Origin of the sequence: Moorena sp. SIO4E2, from assembly GCF_010671945.1 — a bacterium.
Taxonomy (GTDB): domain Bacteria; phylum Cyanobacteriota; class Cyanobacteriia; order Cyanobacteriales; family Coleofasciculaceae; genus Moorena; species Moorena producens.
This window is the reverse complement of record NZ_JAAHIE010000019.1, coordinates 15,960-42,610: the sequence shown is the minus strand read 5'-3', so window position 1 is coordinate 42,610 and position 26,651 is coordinate 15,960. Positions and strand designations below refer to the sequence as shown.

At 45.8% G+C, this 26,651-nt stretch carries 16 protein-coding genes; 9 read left to right on the top strand and 7 right to left on the bottom strand.

All coding sequences use genetic code 11. The features are described from left to right. Positions 1–18 precede the first annotated feature (18 nt). The 4 genes from F6K37_RS04350 to F6K37_RS04335 all read right to left on the bottom strand — a co-directional run bounded on the left by F6K37_RS04350 (position 19) and on the right by F6K37_RS04335 (position 5,029). Positions 19–1,083 (bottom strand): lipase family protein, encoded by a 1,065-nt coding sequence (locus F6K37_RS04350; protein WP_287248417.1) that lies wholly within the window; start codon positions 1,081–1,083, stop codon positions 19–21. Between the two features lie 103 nt (positions 1,084–1,186). Continuing rightward, positions 1,187–1,477: a hypothetical protein gene (locus tag F6K37_RS04345; RefSeq protein ID WP_287248414.1), complete on the bottom strand. Its 291-nt coding sequence runs from the start codon at positions 1,475–1,477 to the stop codon at positions 1,187–1,189. 135 nt (positions 1,478–1,612) lie between these two features. Further along, on the bottom strand, positions 1,613–2,248 hold the full coding sequence (locus F6K37_RS04340; RefSeq protein ID WP_287248412.1) for a single-stranded DNA-binding protein: 636 nt from the start codon (positions 2,246–2,248) through the stop codon (positions 1,613–1,615). 243 nt (positions 2,249–2,491) lie between these two features. After that, complete coding sequence (locus tag F6K37_RS04335; RefSeq protein WP_008178697.1) at positions 2,492–5,029, bottom strand: mannose-1-phosphate guanyltransferase; 2,538 nt, start codon at positions 5,027–5,029, stop codon at positions 2,492–2,494. Positions 5,030–5,757: 728 nt separating this feature from the next. Between F6K37_RS04335 and F6K37_RS04330 the strand changes: the two genes are divergently transcribed. Both F6K37_RS04330 and F6K37_RS04325 read left to right on the top strand, forming a co-directional pair. Beyond that, the gene (locus F6K37_RS04330; protein WP_008178699.1) at positions 5,758–5,952 is read left to right on the top strand and encodes a hypothetical protein; all 195 of its coding nucleotides are present in this window, start codon (positions 5,758–5,760) and stop codon (positions 5,950–5,952) included. 2 nt (positions 5,953–5,954) lie between these two features. Then, complete coding sequence (locus F6K37_RS04325; protein WP_008178701.1) at positions 5,955–6,746, top strand: cobalt-precorrin-6A reductase; 792 nt, start codon at positions 5,955–5,957, stop codon at positions 6,744–6,746. A gap of 129 nt (positions 6,747–6,875) precedes the next feature. Here the strand turns inward: F6K37_RS04325 and F6K37_RS04320 are convergent, their stop codons facing one another. From F6K37_RS04320 to F6K37_RS04310, 3 genes are all read right to left on the bottom strand, one after another. Further along, positions 6,876–7,526 carry a DUF3386 domain-containing protein gene (locus F6K37_RS04320; protein ID WP_008178703.1) on the bottom strand — a complete coding sequence of 217 codons (651 nt, stop codon included), beginning with the start codon at positions 7,524–7,526 and terminating at the stop codon, positions 6,876–6,878. A gap of 542 nt (positions 7,527–8,068) precedes the next feature. Continuing rightward, entirely contained in the window at positions 8,069–9,790 is a 1,722-nt protein-coding gene (locus tag F6K37_RS04315; RefSeq protein WP_044492116.1) for an ATP-binding protein, read from the bottom strand. Between the two features lie 132 nt (positions 9,791–9,922). Then, positions 9,923–10,207 carry a type II toxin-antitoxin system CcdA family antitoxin gene (locus tag F6K37_RS04310; RefSeq protein ID WP_008178707.1) on the bottom strand — a complete coding sequence of 95 codons (285 nt, stop codon included), beginning with the start codon at positions 10,205–10,207 and terminating at the stop codon, positions 9,923–9,925. A 175-nt stretch (positions 10,208–10,382) separates the two neighbouring features. Between F6K37_RS04310 and lepA the strand changes: the two genes are divergently transcribed. From lepA to F6K37_RS04275, 7 genes are all read left to right on the top strand, one after another. Beyond that, positions 10,383–12,194: a translation elongation factor 4 gene (gene lepA, locus F6K37_RS04305; protein ID WP_008178709.1), complete on the top strand. Its 1,812-nt coding sequence runs from the start codon at positions 10,383–10,385 to the stop codon at positions 12,192–12,194. A 275-nt stretch (positions 12,195–12,469) separates the two neighbouring features. After that, entirely contained in the window at positions 12,470–13,420 is a 951-nt protein-coding gene (locus F6K37_RS04300; RefSeq protein ID WP_008178712.1) for a UDP-glucuronic acid decarboxylase family protein, read from the top strand. 111 nt (positions 13,421–13,531) lie between these two features. Beyond that, the gene (locus tag F6K37_RS04295; protein WP_008178714.1) at positions 13,532–14,923 is read left to right on the top strand and encodes a UDP-glucose dehydrogenase family protein; all 1,392 of its coding nucleotides are present in this window, start codon (positions 13,532–13,534) and stop codon (positions 14,921–14,923) included. Between the two features lie 948 nt (positions 14,924–15,871). After that, complete coding sequence (locus F6K37_RS04290; protein WP_008178716.1) at positions 15,872–19,609, top strand: hypothetical protein; 3,738 nt, start codon at positions 15,872–15,874, stop codon at positions 19,607–19,609. Beyond that, on the top strand, positions 19,606–22,038 hold the full coding sequence (locus F6K37_RS04285) for a tetratricopeptide repeat protein (RefSeq protein ID WP_008178718.1): 2,433 nt from the start codon (positions 19,606–19,608) through the stop codon (positions 22,036–22,038). Before F6K37_RS04290 ends, F6K37_RS04285 begins: the two co-directional genes overlap by 4 nt. A gap of 364 nt (positions 22,039–22,402) precedes the next feature. Beyond that, positions 22,403–23,707: a family 8 glycosyl hydrolase gene (locus F6K37_RS04280; protein ID WP_202799141.1), complete on the top strand. Its 1,305-nt coding sequence runs from the start codon at positions 22,403–22,405 to the stop codon at positions 23,705–23,707. Positions 23,708–23,896: 189 nt separating this feature from the next. Then, entirely contained in the window at positions 23,897–26,509 is a 2,613-nt protein-coding gene (locus tag F6K37_RS04275) for a cellulose biosynthesis cyclic di-GMP-binding regulatory protein BcsB (protein ID WP_008178723.1), read from the top strand. Positions 26,510–26,651: the final 142 nt, after the last annotated feature.

Below are 26,651 nucleotides of genomic sequence, written 5' to 3'. Positions count from 1 at the left end.
ACAACCCCAGACCAAGAGCTACAACCAATATCTACAGACTTGACTAGGATCTGGTTTCACCGACTTCATCGTTTTGTCCTGATCGTAGTCAAAGGTTCTCTCACAAAAGCCACTTTCACTCTCCAACGCACAATTCAAAACAGTTTTATAATTTTTGTAATGATGATTGTCTATAACCTCAAATTTACCCATTAAGTTGTCTCGAGAAAATGAAACTAGATAGGCATAGGGCAAATGCTGATATCCTTCATATTTAAATGGGTCACAAGGAACTTTGTCATAAACATTTTGGATACGAATAGTTCGTGTCTCGGGGTTTTGTTGCGGTGCCTGTTGTTGATAAAATTCTACAAATGCTTGGTTGCCTACACGAGGGGAAGCATAGTTGTAGCTTGCAGACTTGATATCTGGTCTAGACAACGCCATATCAAGTGTGAATAAAGTGCTCAGTGTAGAGCCTAAACTATGGCCAGTAATATACAGAGTATCGATCGGTTTTTCAGATGCTTGGTATTTATCAACTAGGGCAAACACCTGATTCTGCATCGAGGGTGTGTTCCCATCACTATTGGAATAGATATGGTAGAAACCTGATTCAACCCTAAGCTTAGATGGCACTACAACATCTTCCTGATAAGGTACAAATGTTGTATGATTAACACCAAAAGTATCTATTAGATCCTCTGTGGAATAAGTACCTCTAAAGGCAAATATATAAGTGTAAGGAGACTGCTGAGATCGAAACACTACACCATAACACTCAACAGTTTTGTATTTATTAAAAATCGCATCAACACCAGTCCAGTAGTCTACAAAATCATAACCATCCGGTGGAGACACCTCAAGACACTCAGCAGGGTTTTGCTTATCAAAAGCATCATAAGTTAGACTGCTTGCTTGCGCTAAAAGGATGGCCCTGGTGGAATCAAGGTCAGCAGTTGTGAGGTAAGTAATTGTGTTATCCATCACGCATGCTTTCATTAGGATTGCTATATATAGCAATCCTATCTGATTTGTGAAAGAAATGGTCTGCTTTAAGGCAGGAAGCAGACGGCAGATGGCAGAAGGGAAGGGAGAAGGCACCAGTTTTTAACAATTCCAGTGATTTTACAAATAATTTAGGATTGCTATATAGGCTTCCTCCCCAGCAGCAAGGATGAAGCCAATGGCATTACTGTCGAGTCTGTTAAACCCTAGTCATGTAATTATTTTTTGCACAAAAGTCTATACAATTAATTGCTGCTTCAGAATTAGCAACAGAGGGATGCACGGTACATTTAAGACGATAATCACCAGTAAAAAACTGACAGTTAGAACAGGGAATTTGATGCAGTCGTTTGGCAACAGCAAAACTTTCTCGGACTGCTGACAAAACCGTCCAAACTAGAATCATCGTTATCCCCCAAGCCAAACAAAAGCAAATCAAGTCTAGATCAGGCTGGAGGGCATAGATCAGTACGTAAAGAAGTTGAAACACAATTTAATAGACTTCTTGCAGAAGTCGGGAACAGGGAGCAGGGAGCAGGGAGCAGGGAGCAGGGAATAGGGAAGAGGTAACACATTTTGTGTACCTCATAGCTATGATAAAAGCTATAATCTTTTCTCCTAATAACTAAAAGGGAATATCATCTAAATCTTGTTGATGACTAGGGCTACCAGAGGTTGGGTTTTGAGGAGATGAAGACCCAAAAGAAGAGTCAAAGCTTTGCTCAGTATTTTGTTCAGTGCTGGTATAAGCAAAATCTTGTCCGGTATTGTTAGGAGAAGAAACTGATGACGACATCCGATGTTGCTCCATGGATACCACCTTATCATGAGGTGCGACCCGTGGCGAATTTAATTCGCCAACGGAAAGCGCACCTATGGTTTGGGGACGAGATGGTTCTGGGGTCTGCTGGAAAGTTCTTTCCGAGCCCATGACTTGTGGCTCAAAGTGATCATCTGTTCCCAATTTGTGAATCCGGGAAACATTCAATTCTGCCCGTTTTTCCTTGAACCCTTCTGGTCGCTCAATCACATTCATCCTTAAGCTACCTTCAATCACCACGCGATCGCCTGTGGAATAGTTTGCTTTAATTTCATTAGCCAAATATTCCCCCCAACCTACCACTTTTAAGGTTGATGGGGATTCCTCAGCCTTAACACTGGCGAATTGTACTAGCATCTGAGTCAGGGGTGTCTGATTCTCTGAGGTGTAACGCAGTTCTGGATCCTGAATAATTTGTGCCATTAAAATGCAGCTGTTCATCTCCTATATCCCTGGTCCTTTGAATGTTGACTCCTTATTATAGAACAAGCGTACCAGTACTCTTGGCTTTTCTTTGATTGAACTTAACCTACCAACAATTAACTACCAACAAGGGCATAGCGGTGACTTTCCTGAGGTCTACAAACACTCTTTAGGTGCGCTTTCCAATGGGCGAGTAAATCGCCCTTGGGTCGCACCTGAGGAAAGCCACCGCTATGCCTGTTAAGAGCCGATTAATCGGATTTATGACACGGCTGAAGGTTGTGCTTCTACACCTTGTTCTTTTTCAACGAATTCCTGAACATGGTTGCGATAATGCTTGAGGTTTTCCTCAGCCCAATCCCGGTCATCGCTGTTGGCAAAAATATGAACTAAGGGTTCGCCAGCATCGGGTAAAATCAACACCCAGTTATCATTTTGCGGGTTGATAATTTTAACTCCATCGACAAGTTCGAGCTGCTCACTGGGATGGGTTTCGACCAGATGACGCATGAGGCTACCCTTAACTGTCCAAGGACAGCGCAGAGTAACGGTTTTGTACCATACCCGGGGGAGTTCGGCACGAATATCAGCAAGCGATCGCTCTTGGACTGTCAGCATCTCGATCAACTTGGCGATTCCAAACATGGCATCAAAGCCTGGATGTAGTTGGGGGAAAATAAAGCCCATGTCCCAACTACCTCCCAATACCACATTGGGGTTGCTTTGAGAAGCTTCCATCAGTGCTGTGGGGTTAGCTTTGGTGCGGATCACCTTGCCATCATGGCGTCGGGCAATTTGTTCCACCGCACTTGATGTCTGGACTGGAACCACCACAGTTCCCCTGGGATTAGAGGTTAACATAATATTGACCATCAGTGCAGTCAATACCTCACCTCGAATCGAGATTCCCGATTCATCAACCAAAATCAGCTGTTCCCCATTAGCAGAGACCTGCACGCCAAAATTGGCTTTTAGGGCCTCGACCACCTGACCCAGCTGATTGAGCAAACTCTCTCGTTCTTCTGTGGAGATAGCTGTTTGTTTCAAACTGGCATTGAGGACTACTGCATCAGCCCCAAATTTCGCTAACAGTTGGGGTAACACCGCACCAGACACAGCATAAGCATAGTCAATAACTACCTTAGCACTACTGTTGCGAATTGCCTCTACATTGAGATGCTTCTCAAAGGCAGTACCGTAGATATCGATTAACTGAATCGGGTAGTTAACATTGCCGATATCATTGATCTGGACTCGTCTTAGGTCTTCTTTAAAGTAAGCCCCCTCAATTTTTTTCTCTTTACCCTTGCTGATATTAATTCCCTTGGCATCAATAACTTCGATCAGGATATGATCTGGTCGGTCAGGATGCACTCGCACATGGATACCTCCGGAGACCCCTAGGGTTGGTACCACGGTTCGAGCCACGGGAATTGCGGTTGCATCTAGGTTCTGGACATCGACACCCACAGACATCAACCCCCCAATCAAAGACCGGGTCACCATGCGACAGATACTACGCTGGTCACGGGAGAGTGATACTTGGGAGCCTAGTTTTAAGGTAGACCCATAAGCCGCTCCCAACTTAACGGCAAATTCAGGAGTAATATCGATGTTGGCTAAGCCTTGGACACCCCGCTGACCAAAAAGATTCCGTTGGGCAGTGTTGCCCCAAATTAAATTGATATTCAATGTTGCACCTGATTCTATAGTTTTATTTGGCCAAACCCTTACAGTGGGACTAATTTGAGCTTCTTCTCCCACTTTAGACAGGGAACCGACAACGGCACCTTCCAAAACCTGAGCACGACGGTCTACCCTGGTTCCCCTGGAAATGGTGCAGGCACTCAGATTAACCTCTTCACCAATTAACGCTCCATTCCAAATAATCGGTCGTTTCAGGTTAGCGTGAGCAGAGATGGTAACATTATCGCCAATTACTGTTCCTGCTTCGATGTGGGCGTTTGGCCCAATCCGGCAGTTGCTACCAATTAGTACTGGGGTTTCAATCTTGGCAGTAGGGTCGATATAGGTATTTTGTCCCACCCACATTCCTGAGGATTGTTCTGGGTAAGCAAAGTCTAGTGTGACCTTATTCATTAAGCCGTCATACTGGGCTTCTCGGTAAGCCTCCAGGTGACCAACATCACACCAATATCCCTCAGCTACATAGCCATACATTGGCTCATCTTTCTCGAGGAGTTTCGGAAACAGGTCTTTAGAAAAGTCACATTCCTCATTTGATGGCAGGTACTCTAGAACCGATGGTTCAAGAATGTAAGTGCCAGTGTTAACAGTATCGGAAAAAATTTCTGAGGTCGAAGGTTTTTCCAAAAATCGGCGGATGCGCATTTCCTTATCGGTGATCACCACCCCGAACTCAACGGGATTGGGAACGCGAGTTAGGATTAATGTCGCCTTTGATTTCTTAGCTTTATGAAATTCGATCGCAGCAGTCAAATCAAAGTCGGTGATGCTATCGCCACTAATGACTAAAAAGGTTTCATTGAGTAATTCGGAAATATTTTTAACACAACCTGCAGTACCCAGAGGCTGTTCTTCTTCTACCGCATAGGTCATCTTGACCCCAAAGTCACTGCCGTCTTGGAAGTAGTCCCGCATGACATCTGGGAGATAGTAAAGAGTGGCAATGACCTCAGTGATATTGTGCCGTTTGAGTAGATTAACAATATGTTCCGCAATGGGTCGATTCAGGATTGGCACCATGGGCTTGGGCAGATCACAGGTCAACGGTCTAAGCCGTGTTCCTGAACCACCAGCCATCAGCACTGCTCGCATAATTCCTCCTCTTTTAACCCGTTAAGGGGTTTGATCATGTTGTCTACGTTCATTTGTCTTTTTATGGGCTTTTTTTAGTGAAGTACTTTCCTCCACAAACAGTGACTTGATCTGAAAACCGTGATTTTGGTATGGCCTAGTCGATAGTGATTCATAAGTGATTCACATAGGTGCCCTTGACCCATTAAGAATTAAATTCGCCACGGGTCGCACCTAAATAGTGCTTTCGACAAAGACTGGCGGAACCATAACAACGACACTGGTGTCGCCAAGTTTCCTCCTCCCTGAGAAGAAAGATCCCGTGTTGACCCGCTCCTTCTTCACTCACGTAATCATGACTACTGAGTTTGGCTAGTCTGTAACTCCTAAGGGTGACACCACATAATGAAGACTAGAGAAACTGGATCTGGATCAATGCTACTTTGAGCTGTAATCCGAATCAATTCGTAGGTGCGCTTTCGTGTCGCACCTGTTGATTAACCTACACACTTATGGTATTGAGGTCATGGTCTAACACTTGCTTGATAAGGTAAAATTATCATTAATATAAAAATTATCTTATAAAAAGCACCCGAGGTGAAAAACCATGTCACAATAACCAAATGTGTTCTACCCAGATTCATCGACGGTAGTTAAAACCGCCCCAAGGGCTCGCTTTTCCTCCCTGTCAGGCGAGACGCCTATCTTACTTGAGACGGGGTTTCCAAATATGGCAAGATTTTTGATGAATGGCTAACTTAATTGTCTTCGGGTTACTGGTAGTCTATGGGTATGGCGTGTGGAAATTCTGGAGGGGGTTTGAGCGGACTGACTTCAGCCGGAGTTTAACCAATCGGATAGCATTGTCACTGTTGTGGCCAGCTTTAATCGTTGCCAATAAGTCCTATCGCAAAAACTTTACTAAAGCCCTTAAGGGCAGATAGGAGTGGTAGATAGCAGTGGCCGTATTTGGCTGATTGGTGGAACCACCGAAAGTGTGACTCTGGCAAATGCGATCGCATTCAGGGGGATTCCCTGTACAGTAACCGTTACCACAACAGCGGCTAAATCCCTCTATCCCCAAACCCCAAATTTAAGGGTTCGAGTCGGACGTTTAGATACAAATGGGCTAGAGCAGTTTTTGGAGAACCATGGTATTGTAGCGATCCTAGATGCCTCTCACCCCTATGCGGTGGAAATTTCCCAAATAGCGATTTCAGCCGCTTGTGCTCGGCATATACCTTACCTGCGTTTTGAAAGGCAACAGCTAAATTCTCAGGTAAGTTCTGAACTAGACAATTCACCAATAATTTATCTCAATAGTTTCCAAGACCTGATTGCTGGTAACTATCTCCATCAGCAGCGGGTATTACTGACAATCGGTTATAAACATTTACCCTTATTCCGTGGTTGGCAAGACCAATCAACCCTATACGCCAGGGTTCTCCCCAGTGTTACTGCAATTGATTTAGCGATCGCGTCTGGATTTAGCCGGGATCGAATTATTGCCCTGCGTCCTCCGGTACCAGCTGATTTGGAAAAGGCACTCTGGCATCACTGGGACATCTCTGTTGTGGTCACCAAGGCCTCTGGGGTTGCTGGGGGAGAAGATATCAAACGAGCCGTAGCTACTGAGTTAGGCATCTCCCTAGTTATAATTACTCGCCCAGTTGTTGATTATCCGCAGCAAACCAGCCATGTATCTGTGGCATTAGAGTTTTGCGTACGTTATGTTTGAACTCTCTCCCGGTAAATAACAGGTAAGCCTATGGGCTACAGATGGTGCTACTTGAGGTGCCGTCAGCTGTCAGCCGTTGGTCTTTAGCTGATGGCTGATAGCTGATAGCTGAATGCTTACAACAAAAGTTTAAACCATAGCTGGTTGGAGTAACCTGATATTATAAAAGTTGAATTCAGTAGCTGTCCGCCCTTTTTCCTCGATGGCATAAACTACTTGACGAGTCATAATATAATAATCACCAACTTTCTCGAACCTGTCCTCAAATTCTCGTTTAGCCATCAAATCACCAGTTTTGGCATTGCGAAAAATGGCATTGTAGCCTGAAGAAATATACCCTTCTCCTGTATCTAGGCTATGGTTGGTATTAATTGTAAAAGCCATCGGACCCATAACCCGACTGACATGACAAATTTCCCTACCCCGGACTTTATAGTTAGAGCCCATAGCATCACCCTTGACCAAAATTTCCACTGCACCAGTAGAATCGTTTTCACCAAAGCTAAATTGGTTTTTCCCATGGGCTTTTTCAAAGGATGACCGCTTGCGATGGGTCACAATATCCCGCATCTGGTTATAGACACTTTCTTTGACCTTTTCATCATCAAACCCACTGACTTCAACACTGTGATCACTATTAATGCGAACTTGACCAGTGTATACTTCATCACCTTGCTTAATTTCCAGGTCAGCTTTGTAACCAGGAAAATTGTCGTCCCAGGTGTAGCGGTTTTCGTAAGCCGCCTGGAACACTTCACGAGCTGTTTCGTTTTCGATCATAGTCTTGTTAAGTCAACCGATATTTTGAGCTAATAGTTCCCAAACTAGACAAACTATACTAGGGAAGTGTTACTATCCAAAGACTACTCACTAATCTCTGACGGTGCTTATTATAGCATTACTGTTTTATAGAGAATCTTTAAATTTGGTGAGGTACTTTAAGCGTAAGCTATCAGCGTGTCGCGTATCAGCTATCAGCTAATGGGCTACAGATTGTGCTACTTGATGTGCTTATGGGCTATTATAAAGCTACGGAACTTTTGAATAAAACAAGTAAGGATTCGAATAATGCTGAGTTATGGAAAGCACCTCAAGCAGCGTGAGCCATTCGCGTAGCGTGGCCTTTGGCCAAGGCTCAGGGCTGACGGCTGACGGCTGAATGCTTACGTTTAATCTAACTTTCAGCTAAAACTAATACTAACACTTTTCACCATTACTCCCAAATTTATTATGGCTTGTAAGTGTTAGTAAGTTTAGTTTAAGTTTTCCGTAAAAAGCTAAGGGCTGAATCCTTACGTAAGGGGAACCTAAAGAGTGGATGGTTAATCAATATCAGTTGCTTGATTGGAAATCATCACAGGAACTTGATAAAGAGGTACTGTGAAGGTAACTGTTGACCCTAAATTTTCCCCCATACTGAAAAAATTGACCACACCCCCCATGGTTTCAATCAGCTTTTGGGATATGACTAAGCCTAAACCCGTGCCGCCATATTGGCGAGTCCGGGAACCATCGACTTGGGTAAAGGTTTGAAACAGCCGGTCTTGCTGGTCGAGGGAAACACCGATGCCAGTATCGGCAACTCGAACTTTAACCAATCCTGGGAATTCTGTACCTTTGAAAGTTATCTTCTTTCGGATCACCTCAGCACTAACAGTCACCCCACCTTCATCAGTAAACTTAATGGCATTGCCGACTAGGTTTAACATGACCTGTAGCAGCCTTTGATAGTTACCATACATAACAATGCCATCATAGACATCAGGCATTTCAATTCTGAGGCTGAGGTTTTTGAGCTGGGCTTGATTGATCGTAAAGTCCTCAACTTTTCTAAACAGAGAATCTAATTCTACTGGAGCGAGTTCTAGCTCCATTTTACCAGCTTCAATCTTGGCAATATCCAGGATATCATTAATAATATTGAGCAGATGCAATGCAGAATTGTAGGCTTCTTGGATAAAATCCCTTTGCTCCTGTGGATCGTCTGCCATGCCATCAAGAACCAACTTGAGAAACCCAATCATGCCATTGAGAGGGGTACGTAACTCATGGGAAGTATTAGCCAGAAAATCACTTTTGTGGCGAGAAGCTTCTTCAGCCCTTTCGCTAGCTATTTCTAACTCCTTGTAAAGGGTGCCATGAGCGATCGCTGTGCCGACTTGTTCAGCCAATTCTCCCACTAACTTTATTTCTGCGGCACTCCATTGACGGCGATCACCACACTGCTGTAGGCAAATCAAACCATTAGGTTCATCTTTATAGGAGGTTGAAACCACCAACACAGACAACTGTTCCCATTCACCGGGAAGAATGTGTTCTACCAGCAGTGGCTCCTGACTAGTGAGGGCTTGTTCGAGGTAAGGCTCAGAATCTAAGGGTAGCAGTTGTTTCGCCATTGACCGCAAGGGCTTTTGACAATATTCTGCCTGCACCTTGGTTACCCGTGCGTCTGGTTTGTAATAGCAGACGAGGCAACGGCTTACCTGGAGTGCCTCCCCTAGACTTTGGGCAGTTTGTTGCCAAATCGTATCTAGATCGAGGGTCCGACGAATCTGCCGGGAAATTTTGGTGAGTAATTGTTGATGGGGGTCTACACTTAGGTTTGTAGGAGATTCCCGCCATTCCAATATTGATGATTCCGGCAAAAAGCGACCCATAACTAGAACAGTGGTTGCTTCACCATCCGCTGGCAAAATGGGGCTAATCACCAACTCAAAGGCAAAGGATCTGTCCTGGTAACAAAACGATTGAACACAACGTTCAGGGGAACGCTTGCTCAAAATTCTCTGAAGCCTCTCTTGGTAGGCTTCGGCTTCAGTCGGGCAGAATGCATCTTCTAGGGGAAGTCCCACCACTTGTGTCAAACTCAGACCATATTGCTCAGCAGCTTGCCAGTAAAAAGAAAGGCATTTACCCGATGCCTCTTGAGTATAAACCAGCTCACACCCTAAACCCTGCAAAAAGTTAGAATCACCTTGTGCACTAGCGGATTGCCTATTTATATATCCAGTTTGAAAACATTGAAAATTCACAGGTGCAGCCATTAAAAGAAACCTGGAAACTACAAGCAACACCGGGAGCCTCAGTTCCCGTTTCAACAAGTAAATGCAACCAACCAACCCTAACCCACGAGCCAATGGCAACGTCTCAAAGTAGATGCCTTTACCTCTTGTCTATCAATCGTTCCACTCACCTCGGGGCGGCAGGGGAGGATTTCGGTCAAAGGTACGGGCTAATTCCTGATCTGTTCCCCTTTCACCCCTAAGCCATTGACGAATTGCCGTTTCTATTACTTTACTCGGATCATTAGTCAAGTGTTTGATTTGATCCAAGAGTTCCGTATCCAAATGAATAGAAATTTCTTCTTTGTCAGCTGAACGTGATAGATCTACGTTAGTAGCTTTGGTAGACTCAAGGTGGTTTTCAAGCAAACCCTCTTGATGTAAGGCATGATCATTCATAATCGATGGGCTAATAACACTACTAATATAACTTTACGATAACTGACAATTAGCCTGGCTCACTTATAACCATTCCAGGGATAGTACCCTTACCTCTGACGGAAAACATTAAAATACATTAAGTGAAGCATGAACTCAATAGACCAGTTATTGACTGGGTTTATACCAATAGCTTATGACTGATGCCCCTGTCTCTCATATTCGCAATTTTTCGATTATCGCCCACATTGATCATGGGAAATCGACCTTAGCTGATCGCCTACTGCAAGCTACTGGTACCGTAAGCGACCGCCAGATGAAAGAACAGTTCCTGGACAATATGGATTTGGAACGGGAGCGGGGAATTACGATTAAGCTGCAAGCGGCTCGGATGAACTATACTGCTAGCGATGGTCACGAGTACGTTCTCAATTTAATTGACACTCCCGGTCATGTGGATTTCTCCTATGAAGTGTCCCGCTCACTAGTGGCTTGTGAAGGAGCACTGTTGGTAGTCGATGCATCCCAGGGTGTAGAGGCTCAAACTCTAGCAAATGTTTACCTAGCCCTTGAACACGATCTAGAAATTATTCCCGTTCTAAATAAAATAGACTTGCCTGGAGCTGAACCGGAAAGGGTAAGTACCGAAATCGAAGATATCATTGGTCTTGATTGTAGCCAAGCGATTCGAGCATCAGCCAAGGAAGGTATCGGTATCGAAGACATCCTCGAATCTATTGTACATCTAATTCCACCTCCAAGCGATACCGTAGAGCAACCCCTAAGGGCGTTGATTTTTGACAGTTACTATGATGCTTATCGTGGCGTAATCGTTTATTTCAGAGTGGTCGATGGCACTCTAAAAAAAGGCGATCGCATTCGCTTGATGGCCTCTGGCAAGGAGTACGAAATTGATGAGCTAGGGGTGCTTTCCCCTAACCAAGTCCAAGTGGATGAACTCCACGCCGGTGAAGTTGGTTACCTGGCTGCTGCCATTAAGGCGGTAGCCGATGCCCGTGTTGGTGACACCATTACTTTAGCAAAAGCAGCAGCTATTGACCCTTTACCGGGATACACTGAAGCCAAACCGATGGTTTTTTGTGGCTTGTTTCCCACTGATGCTGACCAGTATAAGGATTTAAAGGAGGCATTAGATAAGCTGAAACTCAATGATGCTGCCCTGAACTACGAACCAGAAACTTCCTCTGCGATGGGATTTGGCTTCCGCTGTGGTTTCTTAGGCTTGCTGCACATGGAAATTGTTCAAGAGCGCCTGGAAAGGGAATATGATTTGGAGCTAATCACCACCGCCCCTTCAGTGGTCTATCAAGTGACCACCAATCAGGGAGAAGTCCTTGAAATTGATAATCCGAGTACCCTGCCATCCCCCCAAGAACGGGAAAAAATTGCCGAACCCTATGTCCGGGTAGAAATGATTACCCCAGAAACCTATGTTGGGACTCTGATGGAACTCTGTCAAAGCCGCCGTGGGGATTTTAAGGATATGACTTATCTTGCCCAAGGACGGACTACTTTAATTTATGAATTACCCCTAGCAGAAGTGGTTACTGACTTTTTTGATCAAATGAAGTCTCGCTCTCGGGGTTATGCCAGTATGGAGTACCAGCTCATTGGTTACCGAGATAATCCCTTAGTCAAGCTGGATCTACTGATTAATGCGGAGCCTGTGGACTCCCTGGCAGTAATTGTTCACCGAGACAAAGCTTACTATGTGGGTCGTACCTTGGTGGAGAAACTCAAGGAACTCATTCCCCGACACCAATTTAAAATTCCTCTTCAAGCGGCTATTGGTAGTCGAGTCATTGCTAGTGAACATATTCCGGCTTTGAGAAAAGATGTATTGGCTAAATGCTACGGTGGTGACATTTCCCGGAAGAAAAAACTTCTCCAAAAGCAGGCAAAAGGTAAAAAGCGGATGAAAGCTGTAGGGACTGTTGATGTTCCTCAGGAAGCGTTTATGGCAGTATTGCGTCTTGACCAAGGCTAGAGGGGGGATTCAGTCATTAAAAGTCCAGACCTGAAAGCCAAGTACTAATCTCGGAATGCTTACTACCAACCTAGTAATTCTCAACCGGTTAGCCAAGAGAATTCGATGATAACCTTCGGTAATTACGGAATTGGTTTTCAAGGTAGGTGAAAAACTATATGGAGAGATATATATCCGGACTTTTTGCCATAAATTAAGTAAAAATTGTCTAACTGGACACTGTTAAATTCAGAGGTTAGTTTAGGATTGATTTCACATCACAAAAGTTCAGTGGCATGAGAATACTAGTTACTGGTGGGGCTGGTTTTATCGGCTCCCATCTAATTGATCGTTTGATGGCAGAAGGTCATGAAGTTATTTGTCTGGATAACTTCTACACTGGTCACAAACGGAATATCCTGAAATGGCTGGCACACCCCTACTTTGAGTTGGTCCGCCACGACATCACTGAACCGATTCGGTTAGAAGTTGATCAAATATACCACCTCGCTTGTCCAGCATCCCCAGTTCACTACCAATACAATCCCGTCAAGACTATCAAAACCAATGTCATGGGTACCCTATACATGTTAGGGTTAGCCAAACGGGTGAAGGCGAGATTATTATTAGCCTCCACGTCTGAGGTATATGGGGATCCGGATGTCCATCCCCAGTCAGAAGATTATCGGGGTAATGTCAATCCCATTGGGATTCGCAGTTGTTACGATGAAGGCAAGCGAGTGGCAGAAACCCTCGCATTTGACTACCATCGACAAAATGGTGTAGACATTCGTGTAGCCCGCATTTTTAACACCTACGGTCCTCGAATGCTGGAAAATGATGGGCGAGTCGTTAGCAATTTTGTGGTGCAAGCTCTGAAGGGGGAAGCCTTAACGGTTTATGGGGATGGTTCACAGACCCGAAGTTTCTGCTATGTCTCCGACTTAGTCGAAGGACTAATTCGACTTATGAATAATGACCATACCGGACCGATTAATCTCGGGAATCCTGGAGAATACACTATATTAGAACTCGCTCAGGCGATTCAGAAAATGGTGAATCCTGATACAGAAATTATCTTTAAGCCTCTACCTCAGGATGACCCCCGACGTCGGCAACCAGACATTAGTAAAGCTAAAACCTTACTAGGTTGGGAACCTACTATTACTTTGTCAGAAGGGTTAGATTTCACAGTGTCCGATTTCCGTAAGCGTTTAACTCCTCAAGAGGAAAACAATCAGATTTAATTAAATCAATCAACCTCAGGTCAGGGTGCCAATACTATCTGTGGCTCCAACCGTGAGACTTTCTTAACCTTTACTAACCATTGAAGTTTATATTAATTGAGGTATAGGTCCATGCGCGTTTGTGTGATTGGTACAGGATATGTGGGCTTAGTAACTGGCGCTTGCTTAGCCCATATCGGTCATCAAGTAATCTGTGTAGACAACAACGAAGAAAAAGTTAAGCTGATGAAATCTGGACAGTCGCCCATCTATGAACCAGGACTGTCGGAAATAATGCAGGAGTCAGCTAATGCAGGTAGACTTGAGTTTACCACAGATTTGGCGGCTGGGGTAGACCATGGGGAAATTTTATTCATTGCAGTGGGAACTCCCCCCCTACCTACCGGAGAAAGTGACACTCGTTATGTGGAAGCTGTGGCCAGAGGGATTGGATCCCATCTCAAGGATGGTTACAAAGTAATTGTCAACAAATCAACGGTACCCATTGGTTCTGGAGATTGGGTAAGGATGATTGTCCTAGATGGGGTAGCTGAACGCCAGAAATCTTTGGTAACTGCAGGAGGGCAAGCTGAAACTGAACCAGCAGAAGACATTACCGCGGATTTTGATGTGGTCAGTAATCCAGAGTTTCTCCGAGAAGGTTCAGCAGTTTACGATACCTTTAATCCAGACCGTATTGTCCTAGGAGGCAATAGCGAAAAAGCGATCGCAATGATGAAGGAACTGTATCAACCAATTGTCGAACGCCAGTTTGCTGAAGACAAATCCCTTCCCCCAGTTCCAGTGCTAGGTACAGATCTCAGCTCAGCTGAGATGATTAAATATGCGGCTAATGCCTTTTTGGCTACTAAAATTAGCTTTATTAATGAAATTGCCAATATTTGCGATCGCGTAGGTGCTGATGTTACCCAAGTTGCCCAAGGAATTGGTTTAGATTCCCGGATTGGCAACAAGTTTTTACAAGCAGGAATTGGCTGGGGTGGTTCTTGCTTCCCCAAAGATGTCTTAGCACTACTCCATACCGCTGAAGATTACGGTTATGAAGCGGATTTGCTGACAGCCACTGTCAGTGTCAACAAACGCCAACGTCTACTTGCGGTTGAAAAACTCCAGAAAGAGCTGAAAATCCTCAAAGGTAAAACAGTGGGGCTGTTGGGTTTGACCTTTAAGCCCAATACTGATGATATGCGGGATGCTCCTGCTCTAAATCTGGTGGAGGAACTAAACCGACTCGGAGCCAAGGTCAAAGCCTATGACCCAATTATTTCCCAAACTGGGATGCGTCATGGTCTATCTAACGTGATTGTCGAAACGGATCCAGAACGGTTGGCTGATAGCTGTGATGCTTTAGTGTTAGTTACAGATTGGGATCAGTTCCAGAAGCTCGACTATGGTAAGATGGCCGAGCTGATGAATCATCCGGTGATCATTGATGGTCGCAACTGCCTAGATCGGAACCAGCTAGAACGTGCTGGTTTCTCGTATTTGGGAATTGGTTGTTGAACTATATCCCCTCCTCATAGAGCTAGGATTGATCGTCAACCTAAAGTTGTCAGAGCAGCTGATTAACTCTATCTGACAACTTTACCTTTAAAACTTCCCGACAAACCTCTGACTTGGGAAAATCAAGTTGTGTTGTTACTTCCTGCTCCAGGGATCAGGACTTTCCTGGAGCGCTTTGGTCACAAAATTAGCGGCATCTTTTAGGTCCGACCCGTGGCGAATTTAATAATTAGATGCGGAAAGCGCACCTTTAGAATTTTTGTGATAGCAAGTTTACCTGACTTATATGTAAATTGCCATAAGTGAAATCCTGTACTAGAATAACTGAGGGGTCAAACCCCTCAGTTATTTTGTGAAGACTAGCTGAGTACCCAAACCCCATCCCCAAAGCTAAAAATCTTAGTTGTTGGGATTTGGCAACAACTTTGTGTTAAGACTAATGTTGGTGTTGATCAAGAACAAAAGCCCAGTCAGCACCCCGCACCCTTGGTGACGGGGCATAAAGCATCTAAATTTAGTTAACTAACCAGTAATCCCCATTAAAATTGGCTAGGTGTACGGCAAGTCTTAAAGTCCTACCCAAAAATCGGCACTACCACAAAAGGGCAGGTCAGGGAACTGATTTGGTTGTTAACTATTGGGGGGATTAGATATGTGGATGGTTTAATGGCTTCATGGATGCCAGCAACCATTGATTATCAGCAAACCTGATCAGTAACCCAAGCGTGATCTAGTTGGCGACAAATCGAGCTAAGCACTAAACTCTAGTAATGGTAATTTTGGTGATAGTTTTGGCTTAGATTCACTAACAGTCCAGGTAAATATGAGGTATATGAGCTAATATTGGTTCATTTTTCCACAAAAATGAGCCAAAATCCTCTAAAACTGGGTGCGTCCTAAATTTTTGACCATAACTGGTCAGGCAAGATCAATGAGAGTGGAGGTAGTATGAGTCGCCCAAAACCAAGCCCTTTCCTAGAGCGGCGACAGGGTTTACAGAAAGGATTGATTAGTCAAAAAACCCAGACAATCCAGCAAACAACTAGTCAATGTCTGAGATGGATAGTTAAGAATGTCCTTCTATGGATGCAACTGCTTAGTACTGGGTCATTCGCCGTAGTCTGGATGCTGTCCTTGAGTGCCATTGAACCAGCTCAGGCAACTGCTATATCTAAACATACTAAGTTCTTAGAGCAGCTCCGGACAAATCAGAGCAATGATTCAGGTCAATCCGTTAGTGAGGAAAGTGAAAAAGCCCCCCAAACCAAAATTATAGCACTAGGAAAGCTTGGAAGTAAACAGGAGAAAATCCCTGAGCCAACTAAGACCCAAAAGTCTTCTGTCCCAAGGACCAACTCCACCAGAAAACTGGCTTCATCTGTGCTGCCGCACTCTAAATCCCAGACTGAACAACCAGCTAAACGGGCAGCTAAGCCTAAGTTAGGGTCACGCCAGTCAAGGGCTACCCCTAAGGCTATCCCTCCACTGCTTAAAACCAAGGCGGCTCAGCCCAGTTCTGCCGCTACCAGGCCAGGGGATTTACCATTATCTCGGTTGCAGCAGCAACAATTAGCCAAACGGGACTCTACAGCTAAAGCTGTTTCTGCACCGCTGAAAACCCAAAGCTCAGCTACCCCAAGAACTGCCTCCAAAAAAACCGTAGCTGCTCCAATCCAGGCGACAGCTAAGCCCCAGCCAGAGGAGATAGCCAAAGTTATTCCAGCACGGCCCAAAGGCAAAAAGTCTGCTGTACAAAGCAGTAACGGTAGAGAAAACAGCACTACCCTAGCCCAGCCGAGACGTAACCGCCAGCAAGGACAATCAACTAAACCCAAGTTCAGGTCACCCTATGCCAGGTCTAGAGCTAGGGCAGTCCCAGCCTTCGGAAAAGCCCAAGCCTTGGCTTCTCCAAACACCACCACTAGCAAAAAGGTGGGTTCGAGAATCCCTGAGTTATCTCAACAGCCTCAAAAACCAGGGAAACTGGATCTAAAACCAGGACACAGGGATGGGTTAGCCAAGTCATCTGTGCCCAATAAAACTAAAGTCTCTTATCGACCTAACCATGAGGTTACCTCGAAACTAGGCTCACCAGCCCCAGAGTCGTCGGAACTAAAACAGAGCAAACCAGCTAACTCTAAGCTAGTCACCCAGAAGAAATCTGCTAACACTAAAGCTGACACTAAAGCTGACACTAAAATAGACAAGTTAGCGTTAACGCCATCACCTCAAAAGCCTCTAGTGTCATCATCGACCCTAAACCTAGAGCAAATAGACTTAAAGTTCACGGAGTTCAAGCTCAGCCAACTGTTGCCCTATGGCAGCAGTTCGAGTGTGGATTTGGAAGGAGTAGTTCCAGCTAAGTGGAGCAACTGCCAAACAAACACAGCCTGTAATCAGCTGCTGCCATCCCTAATTCCGAAGTTAGTTCCAAATAGTGCCAACTCTAGCTCCAACCAGCAGACAACCTCCCAAGCAAAAACGGCACCTTTGCCAGTACCAACAGGGCCAATTCCCTCCAATGCTGGTAAACTTCCCAAAAAATTCAAGCAACTGCCTCCTTCCCCACCAACCCTGCCGGAACAGCTAGGGCAAGGAACGGCGACACCCCTATTTCTGAATAACTACCAAAACCAATCGGTAGGACAACTGCCTGTATTCCCACAAACCAAGACACCAGCGCCATTGCCAGCACTTCCTAACTCGATGCCGTTGGGAAGCAATACTCCTAACCCGAATTGGGGCTATTTCCCTTACGTGCCACAAACGGTACTATTGATGCCGATGATGCCAGGAGTAACTGGGTCGATGCCGTTGGGTACGAGTAATGGTAATCCTGGTCAATTGCCCTACGTACCACAAACTTTACTATTGATGCCAACGGCAGGGTTCGGCATGTCTACCCCCCAGGGAATAAATAGTTATAGCCCTAGCTATAACCCTAGCTATAACCCTAGCTATAACCCTAGCTATAACCCTAGCTATAACCCTGGGTTAGGTCAGCTACCTTATTTGAGAACTACACCGGCTCCCCTGCCAGCCCCAGTCAATCCCATTCCGATGGGGGGTACTACCTATAACCCTGGCTTCGGTCAGTTGCCCTACCCGAGACCCATGCCCGCTCCTCTGCCAGCCCCAGTAAATCCCATGCCCATGAGGGGTAGTCCTTACAATTCGGGTTTAGGTCAGCTGCCCTATCTGAGAAGTTCCCCAGCCCCCCGGCCAGTAGTCCCGATTAATCCCATTCCCATGGGGGGCACTAGTTATGGCTTGGGCTTAGGTCAGCTACCTTACTTAAATACCATTCCAGGGCAGGTACCAGGGCAAATCATGGCAGTACCAGTGGTGCCAAATCCCAACATCCCTGGCTTGAGCCAGTCTCCTTTCCCAACTACCCCCCCAGGTCAGGTACCAGGGCAAGTCATGCCCATCCCAGTGGTGCCAAATCCCAACACCCCTGGCTTTGGCCAGTCTCCTTTTCCAGCCACACCCCAACCACCGCTACCAGGGCAAGTCACTCCGATCCCAGTGGTGCCAAATCCCAACACCCCTGGCTTTGGTCAAGTACCCTTCTTCCAACCAGCACTACAACCCTGGCCACCGGCTCCCAACTCAAACCTAAATCGTCCAACTTCTCCGCCAGGCAATTCAACCGCCCAATCCACCGGTCGCCCGTTGCTGCCTAGCACCGCTCTAACCCCAGCATCCTTGCGTTTCCAGGGCAGCTTCGTGACTCAAGGGGAAAATTCAGTAGCCAGAGCTCGCTTGGACGGAAACTATGTGCTAACGCCCCAATTCCTGTTTGGAGCTACCCTAGATCTGACTAGCGAAAATGACCAATTGGTAGACTCACCTAACGAAGGGGCAACTATCAATCAGTTGTTCTTTACGGCTGCTCCTGCTAGCACCTTACCCACTCTGCGGTTTTCCGTCGGTCAGTTGGATTTAACGTCCTACTTTGATCGGAATAGTTTTGCCAAGGATGGGGTAAGCCATTTCTTTAATCCAGTTTTTCAAACTAATCCAGCCTTGAGTGCTACTGCGATCGCATCTCGTCCAGGTTTATTGGTTAACTGGGCAGTGACAGACAATATAGAAGGCAAAGTTGCTCTGTTTTCATCAGCTGAGAGTCTGGAGCGATTTGACCTCAATGGCTTGGCAGGAGAAATTGGTCTGCGCTACGATAATGTGATCGTGCGAGGAACCTATGCCTCAGGCAGGGATGGTGGTGCCAATAGTGGCTTCCGGGAAATTTTCTCCATCGAACGGGGAAGGGATGACTTTGGCATCAACAAGAATGATGATGAAGAAGCATTTGGTGTCAATGGCGAAGTGTTTATTCCTGAACTGAATATGGGCATATTTGGTCGCTATGGGATTTACCGCAACCGGGATTTGGATGAAGAGGGAAACACCTACAGTTTCGGAATCACCTTCTTGGATTTATTTTCTAAGAATGACCGGGTAGGGTTAGCCTATGGTCGGGATCTGTCCAATGAGGAATTGCGCCAGGAAAATGGGGATGATGTACCAGATGTGTTAGAGCTATACTACGATTTCCAATTTTTACCGAATGTGCGGCTTGGTTTTAGCCTTCAGCAACGCAATAGTTTCAAGGAAACGTTTGCCGGATTTCGATTGAAAACCGATTTTGATGTAACTCCTAGAGGTAGGTTTACTCCATGATTCTAGAGGAAGGCAAAAGGAACAAGGGAAAAGGCTTACCCCCCATAAAGAGCGGAGAATCCTCAGGTCAGAGGCAAAAGGCAAAGGGACTGGATTCACATTGCCATCAGTGTCGCCGTGTGGTAAAGTTTTTTCCCATTTACCTCTTACCCTTGACCGTTTACCTCTTACCATTGACTGTTTACCTTTTTCCTCTTGCCTTTTGCCTTGAGGCAGCTCAAGCCCAAACTATTCCGGTGCCGATTATCAGAGCCTTTAATCTGCTCAGGGAAGGACGAGTGGAAGAGGCAATTAAAGAGTTTGAGCAAGCTGTCCAGCGTTATCCCCAATCCATTGATGCGAAGATTGGCCTAGCCATCGCCTACCGCCGACAGGGATTGATTGACCAAGCTTGGGATGCCTATCAACAGGTGCTCGCTCAAGACCCCACCAATGAGTTAGCCCTAAGTGCAGTAGGTCTGCTAGGGACATATAAACAAGAATGGCAGACTCAGGGAATTGAAGCCCTTACGGTCTTGCTCGATATCAATCCCAATGATACAGAAGCTCGTGGCAGGCGAGCTCTGCTGTATGGTTATCAGCAGCGATTTGGTGAGGCGATCGCAGACTATGAAATTGTGCTGCAAACTGACCCTAGTCCAGATGTGCTAATAGGGGCAGCAGAAGTTTACACCTACAACGGTAACCCTCAAAGGGGTCTGGAACTCTTTAACCAATACCTCGCTACGGGGAATGTGATTAGTGGCTATGCTGTCCTGGCTTATGCCCAATCCTTAAGGCAAACCGGCAATGCGGCTCAGGCGGTGCAGGTTCTGGAAAACGAGTTAGTGGGGTTCGCCCTCATCGATCAACTCGACGACCTAGGCATCCAAACCAGAGCCGCCCTCTCCCAAGCCTATGCCGAAAATGGACAGATCTCTGAAGCATTGGCCGTATTAGAGCCTTTACAAGGTATCCCCCAAGCCACATTGCCCTTAGCGCGATCGCTAAATGAAATTCGCAATAAAAATCAAGATCCAGCCCTGGAACCCCAAGTCTCTATGCTCTACCGCCAGGCACTGGCAGAGAATCCTAATGACCCTAACTTAATTCGGGAGATAGCTGATGTGTTCACAGGCATACCCAGCGAACGGGCAACCGCATTGCAGCTTTACCAACAACAGCTTGCCTTCGAGCCTGATAACCGTAGTCTGATGATTAAGATCGTGGGTCTGGAAAGTCAGACCGGGTTAATTTCTCAAGCTCAATTGAGCAACCGTCTAGCGACCATACTGATTCCCCTACCTACTGAACCCAGCGAATTGCAAGCGGTGGCAGACGCCTTGATCCCGATCGAGCCGCCGGGGCCAGAATTTCTATCTATTTACCAAAATATCCTGGCATCTGGGGTTAACGCGCCCTTTTTGTACTTTCGGATCGCTCAACTTTACATTGAAGCCAATGACTTGATCTCAGCTAGAAATGCGTTGGCTACATATACCGCCACACCCCAGGGAGCTAACGATCTGGTAGTACAGTTGCTAGCGGCAGATATTGAACGTCTTGAGGGTAACTGGATTGCTAGCCGCCAGCGTTACCAAGCCTTGATTGCCAGCAACCCACAACGGGATATTCTCAATGGAGCATTGCAAGGATTGTCATCTATACTTCTGCTACAGGATAGACCAGGGGAAGCTGTGGCAGTTTATGACCAACTAGTGGCGCTCAATCCTAGTGATGTTAACCTACAGCTAGCACGAGCTACAATTGCCTATCAAGCGAATCTGATTCCAGAATCCCAAGCTGAGGCATTTGTCTACTATTGGTTGCAGACACAACCCAATGTGCTTCCGCCCCAAGAACTCTTTGCTCTAGTCGGTGCTCTACCTGCCAATCCCACACGGGAACCCCTATACATTTCGCTGCTGCAATCTGAACCAGACAACATACCAGTAAACCGCCGTTTAATTCAGGTTATTGCTCAGCGTAGTCCAGAATTAGCTAGAGCTCAGGTGATTGAATTAGTCAATCGGGCTCCCTACTCCGTTCAGACATACTTGTTGCAGGGGCGATTGGCAGAAGCGATTGATCAGTTAGACATAGCAGAACGCGCCTATCAGGTGATTTTGACCGCAGAACCCAGTAACACTGAGATTATTGCTGCTTTAGGTGGTGTTCGTTTCCAACAACGACGCTTTGACTCCGCCAAGCAACTCTATTATAGGGGTCTTGCGATCAAACCCCTGGATTTCGGGGTACGTCGTGCCTTAGTTGGACTAAATCAGACAGAAGATTTTAAAGTCAAAGCCCTAGAACAGTTGGAACAGCTACGACTGGAGGAATTCAGTCGAGGGTCTAGTACTGCTACCCTGTCCCGTCAGAGACAGCAAATCCAAGAAGGATTTCTGTTCCGCAGGGGTTTCCAACCGCCTTGGGAACGTTTTGATTAAGGATAAAAAATGAAGTCTAGATGAAGTGTCAAGTGTAAAGAATAAATTCTAAATGAAGTATAAAGGATGAAGTGTCAAGGATGAAGAATGAAGTGTCAAGGATGAAGGATGAAGTATAAAGGATTAAGGTATGACAAGGGAAAATCCCAAATGGCAATTAACACTTAAAAATTGGCAGTTTTATAATCACAAATGAATAATCCAGACATTTAAAGCCAATATCAGAATTGAATAATTCTGAACTCTGATGTTTTTAGGCTAGGCTTAGGTTCAGACTTCTTCCCTTAAAAGACTACGTTGGATCAATCCAGAGGCTTGTATCCAACTATGTTTGAGGAGTAAATGTAAGAGCCGCAAATTTACGATGTCATACAACAGCCGTCAAGGTTTATTTATGGGTCGCACCCTCAGCGTTTCTATCGTTACTTTCACCATTATGTTGTTGAGTCTATGGGGTTGTGCTCCCCATCAATTGTCAAGACGATCTCCAACCCCTTCACCACCCCAGTCATCACCAAGCAAAACGCCTTCAGTATACCGTGAGTATCCTGAACCAGAGGCTCCCCAGACTGCTTTACCTATAGACGAAAGCGGTATTATAGCAGAAAGTTGGACTGTATACAAAGAGAAATTTATTCAAAAAGACGGGCGAGTCATCGACTACGAAGCAAGCGATCGCTCAACCTCTGAAGGGCAAGCCTATGGGATGCTGCGAGCGGTAATTGCCAATGACCCCACCACCTTTGCCCTGACCTTAGAATGGTCTCAAAACAATCTCAAGCGCTCAGGAACTAATGGTACTCTCGAAGACCAACTTTGGGTGTGGAAGTGGGGTCGTGATCAAAGCGGTAACTGGGGTGCGATTGACAGAAATTTTGCCAGCGATGCCGATATTGATGCAGCAACAGCATTAATCCTAGCTTACCGCCGCTGGAATCGTCCGGAATACTTGGACTTAGCCTTAATTAAGCTGGAAGATTTGTGGAACTTGTCCACCAAAGAGGTAAGGGGAAAGCGCTATCTTTTGCCAGGACCTGTAGCAGCCTTTGTGCCTTCTCCATCAATTCTATATCTCAACCCCTCATATCTTGCTCCTTTCTCCTTTCGTCTCTTTGCCCAAGTTGACCCCAACCATGACTGGTTAAGTTTGGTGGATAGTAGCTACCAGGTGTTAAGAGAGTCTTCCCAGGTTTCTGCTGTAGGCTTACCCAGCGATTGGATAGCCTTTGACACCGAAACTGGTCAATTCCAGCCATTGCCACCAGACAGTCCACTCAAAAGTTCTTATAGCTTTGATGCCTACCGAGTGTGGTGGAGAGTTGCTTGGGATGCAGCTTGGTTCAATACCCCAGAAGCATTTTCCTATCTCGGTACTGCCACGCAGCATTTGCAATCCCTGTGGCGTTCTTCTTCAAAGCTGCCCGCCAGGATTGACATCCAGGGAAAACCAACGGTGACTTACGAAGCCACTTCCCAATATGCCATGCTTTATTCTGCCCTACGTTTAATTGAACCAGCCATGGCTAGAGAATTGATAGAGCAGAAACTAATACCACAATATCAGGAAGGGATTTGGGATGATCAATCGGCCTACTATACCCAAAACTTAGCTTGGTTAGGGTTATTGCCTACCACAGCCATCGACCGCAACCTGTTAAATCCCAGTTAGGGAGGGGAATAGTTTAAACATACCAATAACTATACCGATAAATATACCGATCAATCTATACCGATCAATCAGGTGATACAGGTGACAAAAATGGTCTCAATCGTTAAAGTTAAGCCTAAGCCATACAACTTTTCTTTATAAATTAAGGGTGATCTTACTATTCTCCTAGTATTCTCTATAGTTACAATTATGAAATTCTTGTTTCGCCGCTCCCAAGCCCAAGATCCTACGACTAATCATCAACGACGTGCTCTCTATGGTCCTAGATTATCCTTATTGCTGCTATGTACAAGCATGGTCTTAACCCTGGGCATCGGTACTACCCTAACTAGAGCTCAAGGGGACGGTAACCTCAGAAAACAGGAAGACCAGTTCATCCAGAAGTACACCTTACCCAAAACTCCCACTAAGGCTCCAGTCTACAAACCTAGACCTCGTCCTCGTCCTCGGCCAGCTGCCCGACCTAGACCAAAAGCTGCTCCGGCAGCGCCACGACAAAGACGCTCTAATCGTGCCCCAGCAAGGGTTGCTCCCGCCCGACCTCGGCCAGCTGCCCGACCTCAGCCACGGCGGACCCAATCCCCCTCCCAGCCCCAACCTCGTTCACAGCCCCAATCTACTCCAAATCCGATTTCTTCTACCCCGAATATCCCATTAAGTGAGTACATCTTGCAATTTAATCGCTCTCCGATTGTAGGCAATCGCCTCCGTATGCGGGGGGTTTATTCGGAAGCAAGACTGGGCTTTACCCGTCCTCGGGGTTGGAAGATAAAAACCGCCAAAGCCTTAATCCGCTTCCAGCATTCACCAGCCCTGATGGCAAATCGCTCTAACCTGACCTTGCGGATTAATGGCACCAGTGTGGCAAGTGTCCCTCTCAACCGCAAGCAGTCTCAGGTGGCTAACGTCATGTTTGCTATCCCAACGACCCTGATCCAGGACTACAATGAACTTTCCCTAGTAGCCCAGCAACACAACACCAAGGGTTGTACGGATGGAGGGGATGCCACGTTGTGGACTGAGGTTTTGCCGGATTCAAAATTAATCTTCCAATACCAAGTTGAACCTATTCCCCTAAACTTCAGTCGCTATCCTTATCCTTTCTTTGATCAACTCAGCTTAGATGCCAATCCCATTGCTTATATGCTGCCGCAGGGGAATGTCCAGACCCGATCCGTGGAGTCCTTAGAATCTTGGTTGACTGCTGCGCCTCGTTTACAGGCTTCCCTAGGCAGGTTGGCTGACTTCCGTCCCATTACCACCCGTTTGGTAGAGACTATCGACGAATTAGAGTGGGGCGATAGTTTAGTTGTGATGGGGACTCCTGGAAATCAACCGGTTTTGAAGTCTTTAGAACTGCCCTTTACCTTCTCCGGGAATCAAATTTTAGATGGGACTCAGATTCCCTTACCCGATGATGTCGGTGTGCTGGCACTTACCACCGTCAATGATGGCAGTAACCCGGTCTTGGTGGTGACTGGCAATGGTTCAGATGGCGTGAAAAAGGCTGCCCAGTTTTTAGTACAGCCAGATACCAGTAAACTTGGCACAGGTCAATTAATTTTCGTGGATCAGGTTCCGGATGTACCAATACCATCCTCCAGAAATTGGCCTGGTTATTTGCCAGAAGAAAATTCCTTTACTCTAGAAGACATCGCTACTCAGCCCAATGGTAAACCCTTTAAGGACGTCACAGTGCGAGGCACTTCAGCACCACCGGTAGAGTTTGATTTTCGGGCCTTACCGGATGATCGCTTTAAACGGGGCAGTTCCATGAATTTAGTTTACAGCTATGGTCCCCAGGTCAATCCTCGCACCTCTGCTGTAGAAGTCTTACTAGATGATGTACTAATTGGTGGTAAACGCTTGACCAAGAGGGATGGCTCACAGCGAGAAACCCTGAAAGTGGATCTTCCTGCCAATCTGATTAAACCCACCTCTAAAATCAAAGTTGCTTTCCGGCTGAACCCCAGGGAACCAGAGGAGTGTGGTAAAATCACCGATCAACAACTAACGGGTACGGTTCATGCTGAGACCAGCTTCAAAGTTAATCGGGAGCCCTCAGTTCAACTACCTAATCTAGAACTGTTGCAAGTAGGTTACCCATTTGCAGCTCCTCAAGATTTGTCTAATACAGCGATCGTGTTGTCAGAGACGCCATCTGATAACGATCTGCTCACCCTCATGGCTATCAGTGAGCGTTTAGGACGTCTAAGTAAGGCAGATTCAGTACAAATGGATGTTTACACCATTGAACAATTGCCTGATCAGATCAAGAGGAAGCGAAATCTAGTTGGAATTGGCACCAGGGAGGAATTTCCCTTTCCAGAGGTATTTGAGTCAAGTGGTTTGCGTTTGAGTAATGCTCTAGGACGTCAGTGGGGTGAAGCTAGTGTCCAGACTCTACCGGATAGTGAAGGGGTAATTAAACAAATCATGTCTCCCTATAACAATCAGCGGGTACTTTTGGCTTTGAGTGGTCAAACGGAAAATGGCTTAGACCGCGTGCGGCAGATTCTCACTAAAGATTCTTGGTTCTACCAGTTGCAGAAGGATACGGTTTTAGTTAGTAGTTATCAACAAGACCCTGCTGGTTATGACCCCGATGCCTATAAGCTAGAGTTCTTTGAACTAGCCGGTTCTAAGAAGCGCATTGAAAAAACCTCCGCCCTCAGTAAAGCATCGTTCTTCCTCCAACGAAACTGGTGGTTCCTAGCTTTAGGTATTCTGGGGGTAACCTTCCTACTTTATGGCATTAGCCAGTTGTACCTCAAGCGTGTGACAGATCAAAAAAGTCATTAGGAATTAGTGATTAGTGATTATTCTTTAGTTTTAATTAGTCTTTAGGATTGTTTGTCTATTAAATAGGATTAAATCAAAATTCCACTGTCAGCTATCAGCTGATAGCTGACGGCTGAATACTTACATCAATATTAGTTTCACA

Coding starts and splice junctions, on each gene's coding strand:
- F6K37_RS04310 (WP_008178707.1), bottom strand. CDS start 10,207: ATGAATGATCATGCCTTACATCAAGAGGGTTTGCTTGAAAACCACCTT.
- F6K37_RS04290 (WP_008178716.1), top strand. CDS start 15,872: ATGAGTCGCCCAAAACCAAGCCCTTTCCTAGAGCGGCGACAGGGTTTA.
- F6K37_RS04295 (WP_008178714.1), top strand. CDS start 13,532: ATGCGCGTTTGTGTGATTGGTACAGGATATGTGGGCTTAGTAACTGGC.
- F6K37_RS04300 (WP_008178712.1), top strand. CDS start 12,470: ATGAGAATACTAGTTACTGGTGGGGCTGGTTTTATCGGCTCCCATCTA.
- lepA (WP_008178709.1), top strand. CDS start 10,383: ATGACTGATGCCCCTGTCTCTCATATTCGCAATTTTTCGATTATCGCC.
- F6K37_RS04320 (WP_008178703.1), bottom strand. CDS start 7,526: ATGATCGAAAACGAAACAGCTCGTGAAGTGTTCCAGGCGGCTTACGAA.
- F6K37_RS04330 (WP_008178699.1), top strand. CDS start 5,758: ATGGCTAACTTAATTGTCTTCGGGTTACTGGTAGTCTATGGGTATGGC.
- F6K37_RS04280 (WP_202799141.1), top strand. CDS start 22,403: ATGTCATACAACAGCCGTCAAGGTTTATTTATGGGTCGCACCCTCAGC.
- F6K37_RS04335 (WP_008178697.1), bottom strand. CDS start 5,029: ATGCGAGCAGTGCTGATGGCTGGTGGTTCAGGAACACGGCTTAGACCG.
- F6K37_RS04315 (WP_044492116.1), bottom strand. CDS start 9,790: ATGGCTGCACCTGTGAATTTTCAATGTTTTCAAACTGGATATATAAAT.
- F6K37_RS04285 (WP_008178718.1), top strand. CDS start 19,606: ATGATTCTAGAGGAAGGCAAAAGGAACAAGGGAAAAGGCTTACCCCCC.
- F6K37_RS04340 (WP_287248412.1), bottom strand. CDS start 2,248: ATGAACAGCTGCATTTTAATGGCACAAATTATTCAGGATCCAGAACTG.
- F6K37_RS04275 (WP_008178723.1), top strand. CDS start 23,897: ATGAAATTCTTGTTTCGCCGCTCCCAAGCCCAAGATCCTACGACTAAT.